This is a genomic window from Anaerotignum propionicum (assembly GCF_024461735.1).
GTDB lineage: Bacteria > Bacillota > Clostridia > Lachnospirales > Anaerotignaceae > Chakrabartyella.
On sequence record NZ_JANGAD010000001.1, the window covers coordinates 46,784 to 63,959 of the forward strand.

Annotated in this window: 11 protein-coding genes; 9 read left to right on the top strand and 2 right to left on the bottom strand. The window is 39.3% G+C overall.

Annotated elements, in window-relative coordinates:
• The first annotated feature begins 18 nt into the window (after positions 1-18).
• The 3 genes from rpsI to NE558_RS00345 all read left to right on the top strand — a co-directional run bounded on the left by rpsI (position 19) and on the right by NE558_RS00345 (position 3,367).
• Positions 19-411 carry a 30S ribosomal protein S9 gene (rpsI, locus tag NE558_RS00335; RefSeq protein ID WP_256147931.1) on the top strand — a complete coding sequence of 131 codons (393 nt, stop codon included), beginning with the start codon at positions 19-21 and terminating at the stop codon, positions 409-411.
• Positions 412-1,137: 726 nt separating this feature from the next.
• Positions 1,138-2,355: a DUF819 domain-containing protein gene (locus NE558_RS00340; protein WP_256147932.1), complete on the top strand. Its 1,218-nt coding sequence runs from the start codon at positions 1,138-1,140 to the stop codon at positions 2,353-2,355.
• A gap of 40 nt (positions 2,356-2,395) precedes the next feature.
• On the top strand, positions 2,396-3,367 hold the full coding sequence (locus NE558_RS00345; protein ID WP_256147933.1) for a dipeptidase: 972 nt from the start codon (positions 2,396-2,398) through the stop codon (positions 3,365-3,367).
• Positions 3,368-3,561: 194 nt separating this feature from the next.
• On the opposite strand, the gene NE558_RS00350 is transcribed toward NE558_RS00345, so the two are convergent.
• Positions 3,562-4,113 (bottom strand): cupin domain-containing protein, encoded by a 552-nt coding sequence (locus NE558_RS00350; protein WP_066047664.1) that lies wholly within the window; start codon positions 4,111-4,113, stop codon positions 3,562-3,564.
• Positions 4,114-4,523: 410 nt separating this feature from the next.
• Between NE558_RS00350 and yhbY the strand changes: the two genes are divergently transcribed.
• The 6 genes from yhbY to NE558_RS00385 all read left to right on the top strand — a co-directional run bounded on the left by yhbY (position 4,524) and on the right by NE558_RS00385 (position 14,189).
• Entirely contained in the window at positions 4,524-4,823 is a 300-nt protein-coding gene (yhbY, locus tag NE558_RS00355; protein ID WP_066047668.1) for a ribosome assembly RNA-binding protein YhbY, read from the top strand.
• Between the two features lie 18 nt (positions 4,824-4,841).
• A complete protein-coding gene (locus NE558_RS00360) occupies positions 4,842-5,972 on the top strand; it encodes an Mbeg1-like protein (protein WP_256147934.1) in 1,131 nt (376 codons plus the stop codon).
• Between the two features lie 11 nt (positions 5,973-5,983).
• Positions 5,984-7,216: a nicotinate-nucleotide adenylyltransferase gene (nadD, locus tag NE558_RS14535; RefSeq protein WP_330643321.1), complete on the top strand. Its 1,233-nt coding sequence runs from the start codon at positions 5,984-5,986 to the stop codon at positions 7,214-7,216.
• 11 nt (positions 7,217-7,227) lie between these two features.
• On the top strand, positions 7,228-7,563 hold the full coding sequence (rsfS, locus tag NE558_RS00375; RefSeq protein WP_256147935.1) for a ribosome silencing factor: 336 nt from the start codon (positions 7,228-7,230) through the stop codon (positions 7,561-7,563).
• A gap of 570 nt (positions 7,564-8,133) precedes the next feature.
• The gene (gene gltB / locus NE558_RS00380; RefSeq protein WP_256147936.1) at positions 8,134-12,687 is read left to right on the top strand and encodes a glutamate synthase large subunit; all 4,554 of its coding nucleotides are present in this window, start codon (positions 8,134-8,136) and stop codon (positions 12,685-12,687) included.
• A gap of 17 nt (positions 12,688-12,704) precedes the next feature.
• Complete coding sequence (locus NE558_RS00385; RefSeq protein WP_256147937.1) at positions 12,705-14,189, top strand: glutamate synthase subunit beta; 1,485 nt, start codon at positions 12,705-12,707, stop codon at positions 14,187-14,189.
• Positions 14,190-14,488: 299 nt separating this feature from the next.
• On the opposite strand, the gene NE558_RS00390 is transcribed toward NE558_RS00385, so the two are convergent.
• Positions 14,489-16,234 (bottom strand): methyl-accepting chemotaxis protein, encoded by a 1,746-nt coding sequence (locus NE558_RS00390; RefSeq protein WP_256147938.1) that lies wholly within the window; start codon positions 16,232-16,234, stop codon positions 14,489-14,491.
• Positions 16,235-17,176: the final 942 nt, after the last annotated feature.

Consider the following 17,176-nt stretch of genomic DNA (forward strand, 5'->3'; position numbering starts at 1 on the left):
TAGGAGGAGGAAAGCATAATGGCAGCAGCTAGATATTACGGTACAGGCAGAAGAAAATCTTCCGTAGCTAGAGTATATTTGGTACCCGGCAACGGTAAAGTAACAATAAATAAAAGAGATATCAACGAATATTTTGGTCTTGAAACATTGAAGCTGATTGTTCGTCAGCCTTTGGAATTAACAGAAACAACAGCAAAGTTTGATATTTTGGTTAATGTAAATGGTGGCGGATTTACAGGTCAGGCAGGTGCAATCAGACACGGTATCTCCAGAGCATTACTTCAGGCAGATGGGGATTACAGACCCGCTTTGAAAAAAGCTGGCTTCTTAACTCGTGACCCTAGAATGAAAGAAAGAAAGAAATATGGTCTCAAGGCAGCGAGACGTGCGCCTCAGTTCAGCAAGAGATAATTATTTCAACTTTATACGAAACATCAAAACCCCGAGAACACCAAGTTTTCGGGGTTTATTTTATTTATCTAGATACAATTCAAGAGATATAGGTAATTAGAATACATGAAACCATCTCAAATATACACATGCAAATAAGGGTTAATAATATTCAAATGACACACATATGACACAAAGTACAATAGAATTCAATTCTCTAATTTTCTGAAACGAGATATTTTCTACTATAACCGATTATAACTAATAGATATTTCCAGACTTTAATTAGGATATTTTAAATCGTTAATTCTAGATTAGTACACTTCTTTCCCTAGTATTTAGAACCAAATAAATAGAAATTGTCTTACAGAAAAAATCAAATGTCTTTCTTTTAATATGTAAATAAAATAACGAAAAAGCAATTTTTTATTAAAATAAAAAATATAAATAATCATTTTAGAATTATTGACAATTTTTTGAGGAAAAAAATTTGTAGTTAATGCAATTTTTTGTATTAGCATGAACTTCGATGTAAAAAAATATAATGGAAGTAGTGATATTTTGCTATTTTTGTTATTGACAGGCAATGAAAAGGGTGGTATATTTTGAACAAAGATTCAATATGTTGAATTAATTCAAAATATTCAACGATTCATCATGAATCTCGCCTTATATTTCTGTTATGCAGCAACGGAAAAAGAGGCATTGGAATTTTACATCATTTATTTTTTTGAAGGAGGAGATATTATGACGGGTACAACTTTAATTAGTGCTGACAATACGTGGGCACTCATGGCTATCACTTGTGGCTGGGTTGCGTTTTCCATTTACGCAGAGCAGACATGGACTTGGGCATCCAAGCTTTCCGGTGCAATTATTGCACTGATTGGTGCATTGGTATTAACGAATTTGAACATTATCCCCACAAATGCACCTTGGTTTGATGATATTATTTGGGGCTATGTGGTTCCATTGGCGATTCCTCTGTTGCTGCTACAGTGTGATATTCGTAAGATTTGGAAGGAATCGGGAAAATTGCTGATTATATTTTTAGTTGGTTCTGTTGGAACAACTGTTTCCGCCGTTGTTGCCTTCAGTTTATTGAAGAATAGCGTTCCTAATGCGGCAGGTGTTGCGGCGATGATGACAGGCTCTTACATTGGTGGTGGTGTGAATTTTGCAGCATTGGCAGGCGCCTTTGAGATTCCCGGTGAGACTGTTGCATCTACAACAGTTGCAGATAATCTTCTAATGGCATGTTATTTCTTTATTTTAATTGCCATTCCAAGCATTGGTTTTTTCCGTAAGGCTTTCACCCATCCCCATTTAGATGAGGTGGAAAGTGTTGGTGTTGATGAGACTGCTAAAACCCAAGCTGCTGCTTATTGGGAAAGAAAGCCCATTTCTTTAAGAGATATTGCTGTAGACTTTGCCATCAGTGCAATTATTGTTTGGGTTTCTGTTGAAATTGCAAAAGTTTTTGGCAATATTATTCCAACAAGTAATCGTGGATTAACAATGCTTAACGGCCTATTAGGCAATAAATATTTGGTTATGACAACGGTAGCAATGGCTGTTGCCACCTTTGGCTCTAAGCACGTAGAGAAAACAGCAGGTGCACAGGAAATCGGTACATATTTGATTTATTTATTCTTGTTTGTAATCGGCGTTCCCGCATCCATTAAGCAAATTTTGGTGAATGCTCCAATGCTGTTTGTATTCTGTTTGATTATGGTTATTGGTAACATGCTGTTCTGCTTTGTTTTCGGCAAGCTGTTTAAGTACAACTTAGAGGACATTATTCTTGCATCCAATGCAAACATTGGGGGTCCTACAACAGCGGCAGCCATGGCAATTTCCAAGGGCTGGGTGAAATTGGTAGGTCCTATCATGTTGGTTGGTACATTGGGATATGTTATTGGCACATATTTTGGTACATTTATTGGTAACATGTTAGGCGCATAAGCATAAGAGATTTTTTTGAAGAGACGAAAAGAGGAGTAATATGATATTTGACGGACATTCTGACATCTTTAGTGATGTCACCATCAGACGCCTGCTTGGCGAAACGCAGGTTATAAAAAATCACCATTTAACAAGACTGCGTAAGGGCGGAGTTGAAGGAGGCTGCTTCGTCATCTGGATTGATCCACCTTTTGACAAAGAACCGTCGAGAAGGCTGGAACAGATTTTAAAGGCAACAAAGGATGAAATGGCAGAGTGTGAAGATGCGGTTTTGGTTCATAATATGGCAGAAATCGAAGCAGCTAGAAAGGCTGGACAGTTCTTCATCTTGCTTGGCATGGAAGGTCTTTCTGGAATTGGGGAAGATTTGGATCAAATCCATATGCTGTATGATTTTGGCGTGCGTCATGCCATGTTAACATGGAACGAGGAAAATCTATTGGCCACAGGGGTTCAAGGTGATCCTTCCAGAGGAGTCACAGGACTGGGGAAAAAAGCAGTTCGCATGTTACAGGAAAAACATATGATTTTGGATGTTTCTCATTTAAATGAGCGTTCCTTTTGGGACGTAATGGATATGGCAGAGGGCCCCATCTTGGCATCCCATTCCAATGCGAAGGCACTGGCGCCTGCTGCAAGGAATTTGTCAGACGAACAACTTTTGGCTATACGAGATACAAAGGGTCTGATTGGCTTAAATTCCTTCAATTTATTTGTGAGTCAAAATTTGAACGAGCAAACTGTTGATAATTTAGTGAAGCATGCATCCTACATAGCGGATAAAATTGGGGTGGAGCACCTTGGTTTTGGATTTGATTTCTTTGAGTTTCTTTCAACGGAGTCAATGAAAAGCTATAGTGATCAAGATACATCTTATACTGTAGGCTTAGAGGATTGCTCTAAGATTCCTGATTTGCTTTTAAAAATGAAGGCGGCAGGTTTTACGGAAAAGGAGCTGGAAATGATTTCATATAAAAACTGGTTCAGCTTGATACAAAAGGTTTTGGGCTAAGATAGCCATAGAATACAGATGAAAAAAACTGTGAAACAATGAAAGAAGTTTTATGGTGTAAAAAACATAAGATGTGTATTTAAAGGATACATAAAAATAAGACATATTCTTTATTCATGGATATGTCTTATTTTTATGCTTTATAGACTTACTAGTTTTCAAATTAAAACGCTATACAGCAGCGTCGTTATCTTTTAAAAGAAAGGAGGGGTCATTGCCCAAATTGAAATGCATTCTTCATCCGTATTATTAATATATTTATGGGGCAGTGAACTGCTGAAATAAATGCTATCACCTTCATAAAGCACATACTCATTCCCGTTTAAGTGGACGGTCAAAGTACCTTTTAGTACATATCCACATTCTTCTCCTTCATGACAAAGGGTTTCCTTTTCATAGGTACACCCTTTTTCCAAACGAACCTCTGTCATATCTAATAAATGCCCAGCACGAGTGGGAGACAATAATTTATAAAAGCTGTTATTGTGGTGGGTTACAATGATTTTATGATCTCCTCGACGAATGAGGATGCCATCCTCTTTTTCCTTATCTTCAAAAAAATAATTAATATTTGTATCCAAGGCACTGGCCAAGCGCCAGAGGCTGACCACTGAAGGTACAACCAAATCACGCTCTATTTGACTGATTAAGCCGGTACTTACTTCTGAAATTTTAGAAAGCTCGGCAATGCTTAATTTTTTTTTATTCCGTAGTTCTTTAAGCCGTGAACCGATTTGAAAATCCATGTCGCGTTCCTCCTTTATTTAAGGTATGAAAAACAGACCAATTGCTGTGAAAGTGTTTTATTTTAAACAAAATTGCAAATAGTATAGTGAAACTGAATACCGCTTGTGTGGCATAACAAGTCCATATTATGTGATTTTATTTATTATACTACATTTTATCATCAATACAATCATGGAACAATGATTTTTTCAAAAAAGTATATAACATGATAAGTAGAAATGCTTTTTCTTGGGGAAGATTGCAAAATAGGGGGTTGTGTGCTATGATGTTTAAGGTATATTATAGGTGTTTAATGAACTTTTATAAGCTGGTTTTGTGTGAGTATTTAAAGACTCATCAGAAGAGTGGTTACGGAGTTTGTTATTATTACACTTGTAATCGGAATAAGTATTTATAATTGGAGGATTTTATGTTGACAAGTAAGCAAAGAGCATATTTACGTTCCATGTCAAACGGAATAGATGCTATTTTTCAGGTTGGGAAGAACGGTGTAACACCTGAACTGAGAGATACGGTGCATAATGCGCTGGAAGCAAGAGAATTGATAAAAGTCAGCGTCCTGGATAATAATATGTTATCGGCTGCGGAAGCGGCAGAACTGCTTGGCAGCAGAACTGGGGCGGACGTCGTTCAGGTGATTGGAAATAAATTTGTGTTATTTCGTCAATCAAAGACTAAGCCTGTGATAGAATTGCCTAAGTCAAAATAATACTTTGGAGAGGGTGCCATGGCTAACGTATTAGATTATCTCCTTTGGAGAGGAGATTTAACGTTGGAGCAATCCCCATTTCAGGATGTGGATGGCTTTATTTTAACATGCTTATCCTATCATTTTTTAACAGAAGTTTTAAAACAATATGATGCTCAGCCTGTCACTATTAGTGACTTGGCACTAAGAGTTAAAGAGCTCCCCCAGGAAAAGCTTCATATACGAGACCCACAAGATGTGGTATTACTGCAGCTCATGGGGAAAAGTCCACGCTTTCAGAATATGGCGGTTTGTTTTTATGCAGACCATATTGACATAGAAAAGGAAGCGCAGTTTTCTGCGATTACGGTTCTTGTGGGAGATGGCACTTTTTTTGTTTCCTACAGAGGAACGGATTTATCTTTGATTGGCTGGAAAGAGGATTTTAATATGAGCTTTTTGGATCTTGTTCCTGCGCAGACAGCGGCAGCGGCGTACCTTTTGTATGTGGCGCAGCGGCTTTCAGGAAAGATTCGTGTTGGAGGACATTCAAAAGGTGGAAATTTGGCTGTTTTTGCATCTGCAGTGAATCCTAAAGAAGTTCAAGATCGAATTGTTTGTATATATAACCATGATGGGCCCGGTTTTCAGGAGGGGATGCTTCGTTTTCAAGGGTATCGTAATATTCTTGAAAAACTGCATACTTTTGTGCCACAATCCTCTATTATTGGAATGCTGATGAATCACCAAGGAGAATATACTGTGGTGAAAAGTGCAGAGAAAGGCGTAATGCAGCACGATCCTTATTCTTGGGAAGTTATGGGGGCAGATTTTATTCGGTTAGAGGCCGTTTCTATGGAAAGCAAATTTTGGAATAAAACCTTAAAGTGCTGGTTGAAAAGTTTAACACCCCAAAAGCGAGAAAAGTTTGTGGATGCATTGTTTGAACTGCTGTCTGCCACTCATGCAGATGAACAGGGCGAGGTGGTTTTATCAACCAAAAATACGTTGCGAACCCTGCAAACCTTAAAGGATGAGGATGAGGAAACAAGAGACATCATCTTTGAGGGTCTGCATTTATTGTGGGTTGCTGCAAGAAAAACAGCAGGAGATTATGGGTTGGCATTGCAAAGACTGGCTGAAGTGAAACTATTGGAAAAGAAAAGATAAGAGGCGTTTCTATGCGAAGTGAAATAGCAAGTTTTAAGGAATGCAAAAGCATAGCCATTATGGGTGGAACTTTTGATCCTATCCATAATGGACATTTGGTGACGGCGGAGGCTGTGCGCCATCGTTTTAATGTGGACAAGGTTATTTTTATTCCTACCGGCAGACCTGCACATAAGGCAAAGCGTCAGATAACAGCAAATGAGCATCGGTATTTGATGACTGTTTTAGCAACCATGCGCAATCAAAATTTTGAGGTGTCTCGCATTGAGATTGACCGACCGGGTATGACCTATACCATTGATACCATTGAAGCGTTGAAGCAGATGTGTCGGCCTGATGTAAGGCTTTATTTTATTACAGGGGCGGATGCCATTCACCAAATCATGAACTGGAAGGAACCGGAACGACTTTTATCCCTATGCGATTTTGTTGCAGTGACCAGACCGGGGTATGATAGAGAGCGTTTATATGGGGATATTCGGGAAATCAAAGAGAAATTTACCAGCCGAATTCATTTTATGGAAGTGCCTGCACTGGCGATTTCCTCCTCTGATATTAGAAATCGGGAAAAAAGAGGGGAACCAATTAAATATTTATTGCCTCAGGCAGTGGAGGATTATATTCATAAATTCTGCCTGTATCAGGACGAGGAAAAGGATGAGGTGAAATTTATGCTGGATTTGGGGGTAATGCAGGAAAAATTGCAGTCTGCATTGTCAATTAAAAGATATATCCATACCATGGGTGTTGCTGATGAAGCGGAACGCCTAGCAGAGATTTACGGTACCCAAAGGGACAAGCAAAAAGCCCGGGTGGCAGGCTTATTACACGACTGCGCCAAGGACTTTCCACCTGAAATGAGGGATCGTTTTTGTAAGGAATATAAGGTACCAATGGACGAATATATGATAAAGATACCTGATTTGATTCATCCTTTTTTAGGGGCAGAGGTAGCAAAAAGAGAGTATTTGGTTGCAGATGAAGAAATTTTGGGAGCAATTCGCTTTCATACAACAGGGAAGGCAAACATGACTTTGCTAGAAAAAATTATCTATATTGCTGACTACATTGAACCAAATCGGGAATCTTTTGATGGAATAGAGGAAGCTAGAAGGCTGGCATATCTGGATCTTAATATGGCAATGAAATATATTTTAGAAGAAACAATCAAATATGTAAAAACCAAAGGACGGGAAATACACCCTCTTTCGTTAGAAGCAATAGAATATTATAAGGAATGTTAAGGAGGAATAACATGGACGCAATGAAAGCTGCCAAGATTGCCCAGGAGGCATTGGAGGATAAATTAGGGCAAGATATACGCGTTTTGGATTTAAGAGGTTTATCCAATATTGCGGACTGCTTTGTAATTGCAAGCGGTAATAATGTAAATCATTTAAGAGGTATGGCAGATGAAATTGTGCGTAAGCTGACACTGGAGGATGTAAAACTGCATCACTCGGAAGGATACAGCGGCGCAACTTGGATTTTGCTGGACTATGGGAACCTGCTGATTCACTTGTTTAATAAAGAACAAAGAGATTTTTATGGTTTGGATCATGTTTGGAGCGATGCAAAGGACGTAAAATAATCTTTAGGAAAAATAAAACCATTAAAAGAGCGTTATCTAGTAAAATAGATGACGCTTTTTTCTTTATTACTAGGACGAAGGCATGGTCTACAAAAGCATAGAAATGCTAGGAAAACAAGTTAATTCTTGTACATATATTAAAAACATTTGTACGCCTGCAATGGAAACTAAAAAAAACTATCAGTCGTTTTTTTTCATGACCCATGTAATTATTCATATATTTTATGAAAGACTGTCTTGTTTTTTAATAAATATATCCAATGAAATTTTCCTTAGGGCCAAAGGGAATGGTAACAAATGTTTAGTTTTTTATTCTTTTTTCAAATATGCTTTTTTGCTCCTTTTTTCATCATTGCAATGCCAAAAAAAATGTATTATAATTGTGCCCAAGATCAAAGGAGTTCTTAAACGGTGTAGTTCTGCGTGTTTAAGGGCTTTTTTTTTTCTCCAAATTAAATGGGGAAATTTTTTTTCCGAAAAAATAGGGAATAGGTGATAAACGTTTTAAGGGTCAAGTTACCTTAGAAAAAACGTGGAGAACACAGATGAAGTTTTGAAAGGATGAGGCGTATGGGGAACAATTTGTTTCAGCAACCCAACGAAGCAATGGGGCTGTATGACCCAAGCTTTGAGCATGATAACTGCGGGATTGGTGCAATCGTGAATATCAAAGGCATCAAAAGCCACCAAACAGTAGAAGATGCATTAAAAATTGTAGAAAACTTGGAACACAGAGCAGGTAAGGACGGAGAAGGCAAGACCGGAGATGGTGTAGGAATTTTATTGCAGATTTCCCACAAGTTCTTTTTAAAAGAGGCAAAAAGATTAGGATACTGCATTGGCGAAGAAGGCGATTATGCAGTGGGTATGTTTTTTCTACCCCAAGGGGAGCTGGAAAGAAACCGTGCGAAAAAGATGTTTGAGATCATTGTTGAAAAAGAAGAATTGGAATTTGTTGGTTGGAGAGAGGTTCCTACCAATGCTTCTATTTTGGGAAAGCAGGCTTTGGACTGTAAGCCATATATTTTACAATGCTTTATCAAAAGAAAAGGGGATACCAAGAAGGGTCTGGATTTCGAGCGCAAGGTATATGTGGCACGAAGAGTTTTTGAGCAAAGCAATGATGATTCTTATGTGGTTTCTCTTTCTACTCGAACCATTGTATATAAAGGGATGTTTTTGGTAAATCAGCTGCGATTATTCTTTTCGGATTTGCAGGACAGAGACTATGAATCTGCCATTGGTATGGTACATTCTCGTTTCAGCACAAATACTACGCCAAGTTGGGATCGGGCTCACCCCAATCGCTATATCTTACATAACGGAGAAATTAATACAATCCGTGGTAACTCCGATTTGATGCTTGCCCGTGAGGAAACCATGGCGGCAGACGTTTTCAAGGGAGAAATGCACAAAGTCTTACCGATTATTAACCAATCAGGCTCCGATAGTGCCATGCTGGATAATACCCTGGAGTTCCTCGCCATGAGTGGCATGGATTTGCCTTTGGCGGTTATGGTTACCATTCCTGAGCCTTGGAGCAATAATAAGCACATTAGTCAGGCGAAAAAGGATTTTTACCAATATTATGCCACAATGCTAGAGCCCTGGGATGGCCCTGCCTCCATTTTATTTTCTGATGGCGAGGTATTGGGTGCAGTTTTAGACAGAAATGGTTTAAGACCCTCCCGTTACTACATTACCGATGATGATAGATTGATTTTATCCTCGGAGGTCGGCGTTTTAGATATTCCTGTGGAGAAAATCATAAAAAAAGACCGTTTGCGCCCGGGAAAAATGCTTCTTGTGGATACAACAAAGGGAACCATTATAGATGATGATGATTTGAAAGAACAATATGCAACACGACAACCCTACGGCGAGTGGATTGATAAAAACCTTGTGCACTTAAAGGATATTGCCATTCCAAATAAGAAAACACCTCAATATACCAAGGAAGAATTGGCAAGATTACAAAAGACCTTTGGTTATACCTATGAAGAGGTAATGACGGCAATCCTGCCCATGGCTAAAACAGGGGAAGAGGCCATTGCTTCTATGGGTACAGATACACCCTTGGCGGTTCTTTCGGAAACAAATAAACCGTTGTTTAATTATTTTAAGCAGATGTTTGCCCAAGTAACTAACCCGCCCATTGATGCAATTAGGGAGGAGATTGTAACAAGTACTACCGTTTATATTGGTGGAGCAGGAAACCTTTTGGAAGAAAAGCCGGAAAACTGCAAGGTTATTCGTGTGAATAACCCCATCCTTACCAACACAGATTTAATGAAAATCAGGGATTTGGATATTGCGGGCTTTAAGTCCACGGTAATACCTATTACCTATTACAAGAATACCCAGCTGGAAAGAGCTATTGACCGACTGTTTGTAGAGGTGGATCGGGCTTACAGAGAAGGAACGAATATTATTATTCTTTCCGACCGTGATGTGGATGAAAACCACGTGCCCATTCCTTCCCTATTGGCAGTTTCGGCAGTCAGTAAATATCTGGTGAAAACCAAAAAGAAAACCAGCATTGCTTTGATTTTGGAAACCGCAGAACCAAGGGAAGTACATCATTTTGCCACATTGCTGGGTTATGGTGCTTGTGCGGTAAACCCTTATTTAGCCCAAGATACCATTGCAAATTTAATTGATGATGATATTTTGGATAAGGATTATTATGCGGCGGTGAATGATTATAACGGTGCCATTCTTCATGGTATTATAAAGATTGCATCTAAAATGGGTATTTCTACAATTCAATCTTATCAAGGAGCGCAGATTTTTGAAGCGGTAGGCATTGATTCAAAGGTTGTGGATAAGTATTTCACCAATACTGTTACCAGAATTGAGGGTGTTGATTTAGACGACATCCAAAAGGAATTCCACGAGTGGCACAACAGTGCCTTTGATCCCTTGGGTTTGGATACTGACTTAACGTTGGATAGCGTTGGAAGTCACAAATTCAGAAGCAATAAGTCAAAGCATTTGTATAATCCCCAAACCATTCACCTGTTGCAGGAAGCCACCAGAACGGGAGATTATAACCTGTTTAAAGAATATACCCGCATGGTGAATGATGAAGCAAAGGTGACATTACGAGGATTGGTAGGTTTTAAGTTTTTGGATAATCCCATCCCCATTGAAGAGGTAGAGAGTGTTGAGTCTATTGTAAAGCGCTTCAAAACGGGGGCAATGAGCTATGGCTCCATCAGTCAGGAGGCCCATGAAACCCTCGCCATTGCTATGAACCGTATTGGCGGCAAAAGCAATAGTGGGGAGGGGGGAGAAAGCATTGATCGCTTGACCCCTGACCCCAATGGAGACAGCCGATGCTCTGCAATTAAGCAAGTTGCGTCTGGTCGTTTTGGGGTAACCAGCAGATATCTGGTAAGTGCAAAGGAAATTCAAATTAAAATGGCTCAGGGAGCAAAACCGGGGGAAGGTGGTCATTTGCCTGCGGAAAAGGTATACCCTTGGATTGCGAAAACAAGACATTCTACCCCTGGAGTTGGTCTGATCTCCCCTCCGCCTCACCACGATATTTACTCCATTGAGGATTTGGCACAGTTGATTTATGATTTGAAAAATGCCAACCGTGATGCAAGAATAACCGTAAAGCTTTGCGCTGAGGCAGGGGTAGGCACCATTGCCGCAGGTGTCGCAAAGGCTGGTGCTCAGGTTATCTTGATTTCAGGCTATGATGGCGGCACGGGTGCGGCACCCAGAACCTCTATTCAGCATGCAGGGATTCCGTGGGAACTGGGCTTGACGGAAACTCATCAAACCTTGATTCGCAACGGCCTTAGAAATAAGGTTACGTTGGAAACAGACGGAAAGCTTATGAGTGGCAGGGATGTTGCCCTAGCTGCTTTGATGGGAGCAGAGGAATTTGGTTTTGCAACAGCTCCATTGGTAACCATGGGCTGTGTAATGATGCGTGTTTGTAATTTGGATACTTGTCCTGTGGGTGTAGCTACCCAGAACCCAGAGCTACGAAAAAGATTTAAAGGCAAACCCGAATATGTAGTGAACTTTATGTATTTTATTGCCCAAGAATTGAGAGAGTACATGGCGAAGCTTGGCTTTAGAACCATTGGGGAAATGGTTGGACGCAGTGACCTGTTAAAGATTCGTGATGGTGCAAGAACAAGAACCACGAAGGTGGAATTGGCAAGAATCATTAATAATCCTTTTGCGAAACCGGGACAGCACTTTGGGTTTGATCCCAAGCAGGTTTATGATTACCATTTGGAAGATACCTTAGATTTAAAGGTATTATATCCAAAGCTGAAGGGTTCCATAGAAAGTAAAGCTCCTGCTTTTATTGAGGTGGACGTAAAGAATACGGACCGTACCGTAGGCACCATTTTAGGCTCTGAAATGACAAAGAAATATCCTGAAGGTCTTGCAGATAACACAATACATGTTAAATGCAACGGTGCAGGGGGACAGAGCTTTGGTGCTTTTATTCCAAAGGGGCTAACCCTAGAATTGGAAGGGGACAGTAACGACTATTTCGGAAAAGGTCTTTCCGGTGGCAGGCTAGTCGTGTATCCACCAAGGAAAAGCAAGCTGAAAGAAGATGAAAATATTATTATCGGCAATGTTGCACTGTATGGCGCAACGGATGGTGAGGCTTATATCAATGGTGTTGGGGGAGAGCGCTTCTGCGTCCGCAATTCCGGTGCCAGAGCCGTTGTTGAAGGCGTTGGCGACCATGGCTGTGAATACATGACAGGAGGAATTGCAGTGATTATCGGAAATACAGGCAAAAATTTTGCCGCAGGCATGAGCGGTGGTGTTGCCTATGTTTTGGATGAAAATAGAGATTTCTACACCAGAGTAAATAAGGAGCTGGTGTCCTTGGAGGAGATTTTGCATAAGCAGGATGTTACCTTATTAAAAGAGATGCTGACCAATCATGTGAAGTTGACGGGTTCCAAGAAGGGAAAGGAAATCCTAGAGGATTTTGCAAATTATCTGCCTAAGTTTAAAAAGGTTTTGCCCCATGATTTTGATAAGATGCATAAGGCTACCCTTCGTTTGGAGGAAAAAGGGCTAAGTGGTGATGAGGCATTGATTGAGGCATTCTATGCATTCTATTCAAATAAATAAGACAGGGGGGATTATGCATGGGAAAAGCAACAGGATTTTTGGAATTTGAACGAAAATCCGGGGGTGAAACAAGCCCGAAGGAAAGGATTAAACACTTTCAGGATTTTCACGAGCATTTATTAAAAAGAGAACAAGAACAACAGGCGGCAAGATGTATGGACTGTGGCGTACCCTTCTGTCAAAGTGGAATGATGATAAAAGGAATGACCTCGGGCTGTCCTTTGAATAATTTAATTCCGGAATGGAATGATTTGATTTATTTGGAAAAGCCAGATCGGGCTTTGGGCAGACTTTTAAAAACAAACAGCTTTCCTGAATTTACAAGCAGGGTTTGCCCTGCTCCTTGTGAAGCGGCTTGCACTTGTGGGCTGAATGATACTCCTGTTTCCATTAAGGAGAATGAATGGAGCATAATTGAAAATGGGTATGCAAATGGTTTGATTCAGCCAAACCCACCTAAAGTAAGAACGGGAAAGAAAATTGCAGTGGTTGGCAGTGGGCCATCAGGCCTTGCGGCGGCGGATCAGCTGAATAAAAGAGGGCATAGCGTTGTAGTCTTTGAGCGTAATGACAGAGTCGGCGGATTGCTGATGTATGGCATTCCCAATATGAAGCTGGAAAAAAACGTAATAGAGCGCAAAATAAACATCATGAAGGCGGAGGGCATCGAATTTGTAATCAATGCTGACATTGGAAATTCCATTAAGGCAGAAAAACTGATTAAGGAATATGATTCTATCATTCTTGCCTGTGGTGCATCCAACCCTCGAGATATTAAAGTGCCCGGAAGAGAAGGGAAAGGCATATTCTTTGCAGTGGATTTTTTAAAGGCCACAACCAAAAGCCTTTTAGACAGTGAATTGAAAGATGGCAAATATATTTCAGCAAAAGGAAAAAATGTTTTGGTGATTGGCGGCGGCGATACCGGTAACGATTGTGTGGGAACGTCTATCCGTCATGGAGCAAAAAGTGTAGTTCAGCTTGAGATGATGCCAAAGCCTCCCGTAGAAAGAGCAGACAATAACCGCTGGCCGGAATGGCCAAAGGTTTTAAAAACCGACTATGGGCAACAGGAAGCACTTGCTGTTTTCGGGCGCGACCCCCGCCTTTATGAAACAACAGTAACAGAGTTTGTTTTAGATAAGGATGGAAATGTTGTAAAAGCAAAAATTGTTAAGCTGGAGAAAAAGGTGGATAAAAGCGGAACAGCTTCCTTTGGTCATGTGAAGGGTAGTGAAAAGACAATTGATGTGGATTTGGTGTTGATTGCGGCAGGCTTTGTCGGTGCGGAAAGCTATGTAGCACAAGCATTTAAAGTGGATTTGAACGAGCGAACAAATGTCAAGACGGCAGAAAACAGCTTTCATACAAATGCCCCAAAGATTTTTGTTACGGGGGATATGCACAGAGGGCAATCACTGGTTGTTTGGGCCATTAAAGAAGGGCGCAGTGTGGCAAGAGAAGTGGATGAGACACTTATGGGTTATACAAATTTGGTTTAAAAGTAAGATAAAGAAAATAGAAAAGATAATAGATAATAATTAAGGAAAGGAATATGCAGATGGAAAGCATATCCCTTTCCTTGTTCTTTTCAACAACTGATTTTTCGGCTTATCTTTTGGTCTGATAGATGTGATTAGAAACGAGAACAACCACCTTGAAAAATAAGGTGGTTGTTTGTAAAATAGGAATTTACTTATTTTTTATGAGCATTCTCAAATTGGAGGGGACAAAAGCGCTTCCTCTGAATGAAAGCGCTTCAACAATCAATGTAGCACTCATATGATTTTAAAGCATTCAATTATTCAGTAAATGAGTCTTGATTTTGAAACTGAAAATGATTGATTAAATCTTTCAGAATTTCAGCTTGGCTAGAGATTTCTTCGCTGGCAGCGGCGCTTTCCTCAGAGGTTGCACTATTTATTTGAATTACATTTGAAACCTCTGCAAGGCTATTACTTACCTCATCCATTGAATGTTTTTGCTGGATGGCTGCGTCTGCAATGCTTTGAATGACGTCAGCAGTTTTTTCAGAGCTTAAAATAATATGATTTAAGGAACCCGCAGTTTCAGAGACTATTTTTGAGCCATTTGCAATAGCAGTAATAGAATTCTCAATTAACTGTGAGGTTAGCTTTGCGCTTTCTGCTGACTTTCCTGCAAGATTACGAACCTCATCTGCCACCACGGCAAACCCTTTTCCTGCTTCTCCTGCCCGTGCTGCTTCAACGGCTGCATTTAAGGCAAGGATATTTGTTTGAAATGCAATGTCATCAATGTTTTTAATGATTTTACCAATTTCATTGGAAGCATCACTGATTTTTTCCATTGCTACAATCATTTCTTGCATTTGCTGCTGACCTTGGGCAGAAGAATGACTGGAGTCTATGGCAATTTGCTTAGCTTGTGCGGCATCATTTGCAGTGCGGTGAATGGTTGCTGTCATTTCATTGGCAAGCTCAGCCAGTTCTTGAATGGAAGCGGCTTGTTCCGTAGCTCCTTGGGCAAGGACTTGGGCACCCTCTGACACCTGACTGGAGCCCCGGGCAACTTCCGTTGAGGTAGCATTAATTTGTGCCAATGTTCTAGATATATTAGCTGAGAAGCTTTGAATGGAGTCATTAATTCCAGACAAATCACCGCTATATTCTAACGTTGAATTGAGAACAAAGTTTCCATCAGAAAATCTTTTCATTACTTCATGGATATCATTCATAATTCCCCTTAAGCTATCTACCGTTTGTTTTGTAGCAAAGGATAGGGTTTCAAATTCATCTCCTGTGTAAACTTCAATTACTGGGGAATGTAAATCCCCTTGGCTGAGAAGAGTTAAGCGATCTGTAACACGCTTCAGGTGACCAGTGATTCTTCTGGCAACAACAAACATCCAGAAGATACCGAAGGAGCCAACTACGGCACCACAGGCAGCAAGACTAAGGAGAGACATGTACTTTTCTTTTTCATATTGTGCAATGATTTTATCAATATCATCATAAAAATTGGCTGCGCTGATATACCAACCATAAGGTTCATATTTTTTGGTATACCCTCGTTTTTTAAAGACACCATCTTCGTTTGGTTTAGGGAAGTAATACTCAGTAAACCCGCCATTCGGTTGATTTCCTACAGCAATCAAATTTTTTATAAAGAAGTTCCCTGCTTTATCTTGATCCTGCAGCCGTTGTGTACCTTCAATTTGGGGATTCATATGTATAGCACAAACACCATTTTCTAAGTCTGCCCAAAAGTATCCTTCACCATTATTATATCGGGAATCACGAACGATTTTTTCAGCAGTTTTCATTTCTTCTTCGTGGGTAATTTCTCCATCTAAATAACGTTGATGATTAACATCCAAAACACTGATTAAATTGTTGACGCTCAATTCAATTAATGTGTCAAAGTCATTCTTGTAAGCATTAATGATTGTATTGTGGGATTTTGTAAGTTGTATAAATGATACCGTACCCTGAATAAGAATCGTTGATAGAATTATTGCGCCGAATAAAAGCACAATTTTTGTCTTAAGTTTTGCAGTTTTTAACATGTTGCACGCTCCTTTGTATTTTGATTTGAATAGGTTTATGCTTAATTGATTCTCTAAGATTGTTAGCTGCATTGTTTCGGATATGCATTTTTTCATTCAAGGTAGCTTATTAGCTTTGAAAGACCTAATTCATATTTTGATTTGATGCAATATCGAGGAACTAAAAGTATATATGTGTTTGCCATGTTTTTTCGCAAAATAAGGGAGAGTTCACTTTTAAAATAGAAGAGATATGGAGAAATACTGACTTATATTTTACTGCGAAACTATGTAATTAAGTTTTAAGACGCTAACTATTCTGTAAAATCTTAAAGTGACATATCATTTATGGCTTAGAATACCTCCTTTGTATCGTTGCTTAAAAATAAGGATTAAGGTTTTTTTTTATCATGAAATACATTTATTGATTAGGGCTTTATTTTTACTCACGAAATTAAACTCTATATAAAAATAAGAAATTATAAAAGGGAGTGATACAGCGTAACCAACCTAGTATTTATATTTTTGGATTTTAGCATTTTTTGGTTGTATTGTCAATAATACTTGTGTTTTATTATTAAATAATAATATTTATCAATAAATAAAATGGGAGAGGTCTCCCTGTTTTAGAAAAAGGATCAAGAGACCCATGATTTATAGGGAAGAAAAATATAGGTTGTAATGTCAGATTTTAGAAGTGTATATATGAAAAAACGGTTTTATTCTTGTAAAGTTTTGGCCTTAGGCTGTCATTTACAAAGAATAAAACCGTTTTAATGGATTTGGCAATAGGTCACAGAAAGCTATAAGCCCATGTAACCACAATGAAAATATCAAATTTCCAACATCTGTCTGTAGGCTCGTATATATGCAAGTAATCATCTTAAGTAGCATACTTTCTTGGAAAATAAGAAGTAATTTATTGAATTTAGCAATGATTCTAAGATAGGTTACTCCTTAACA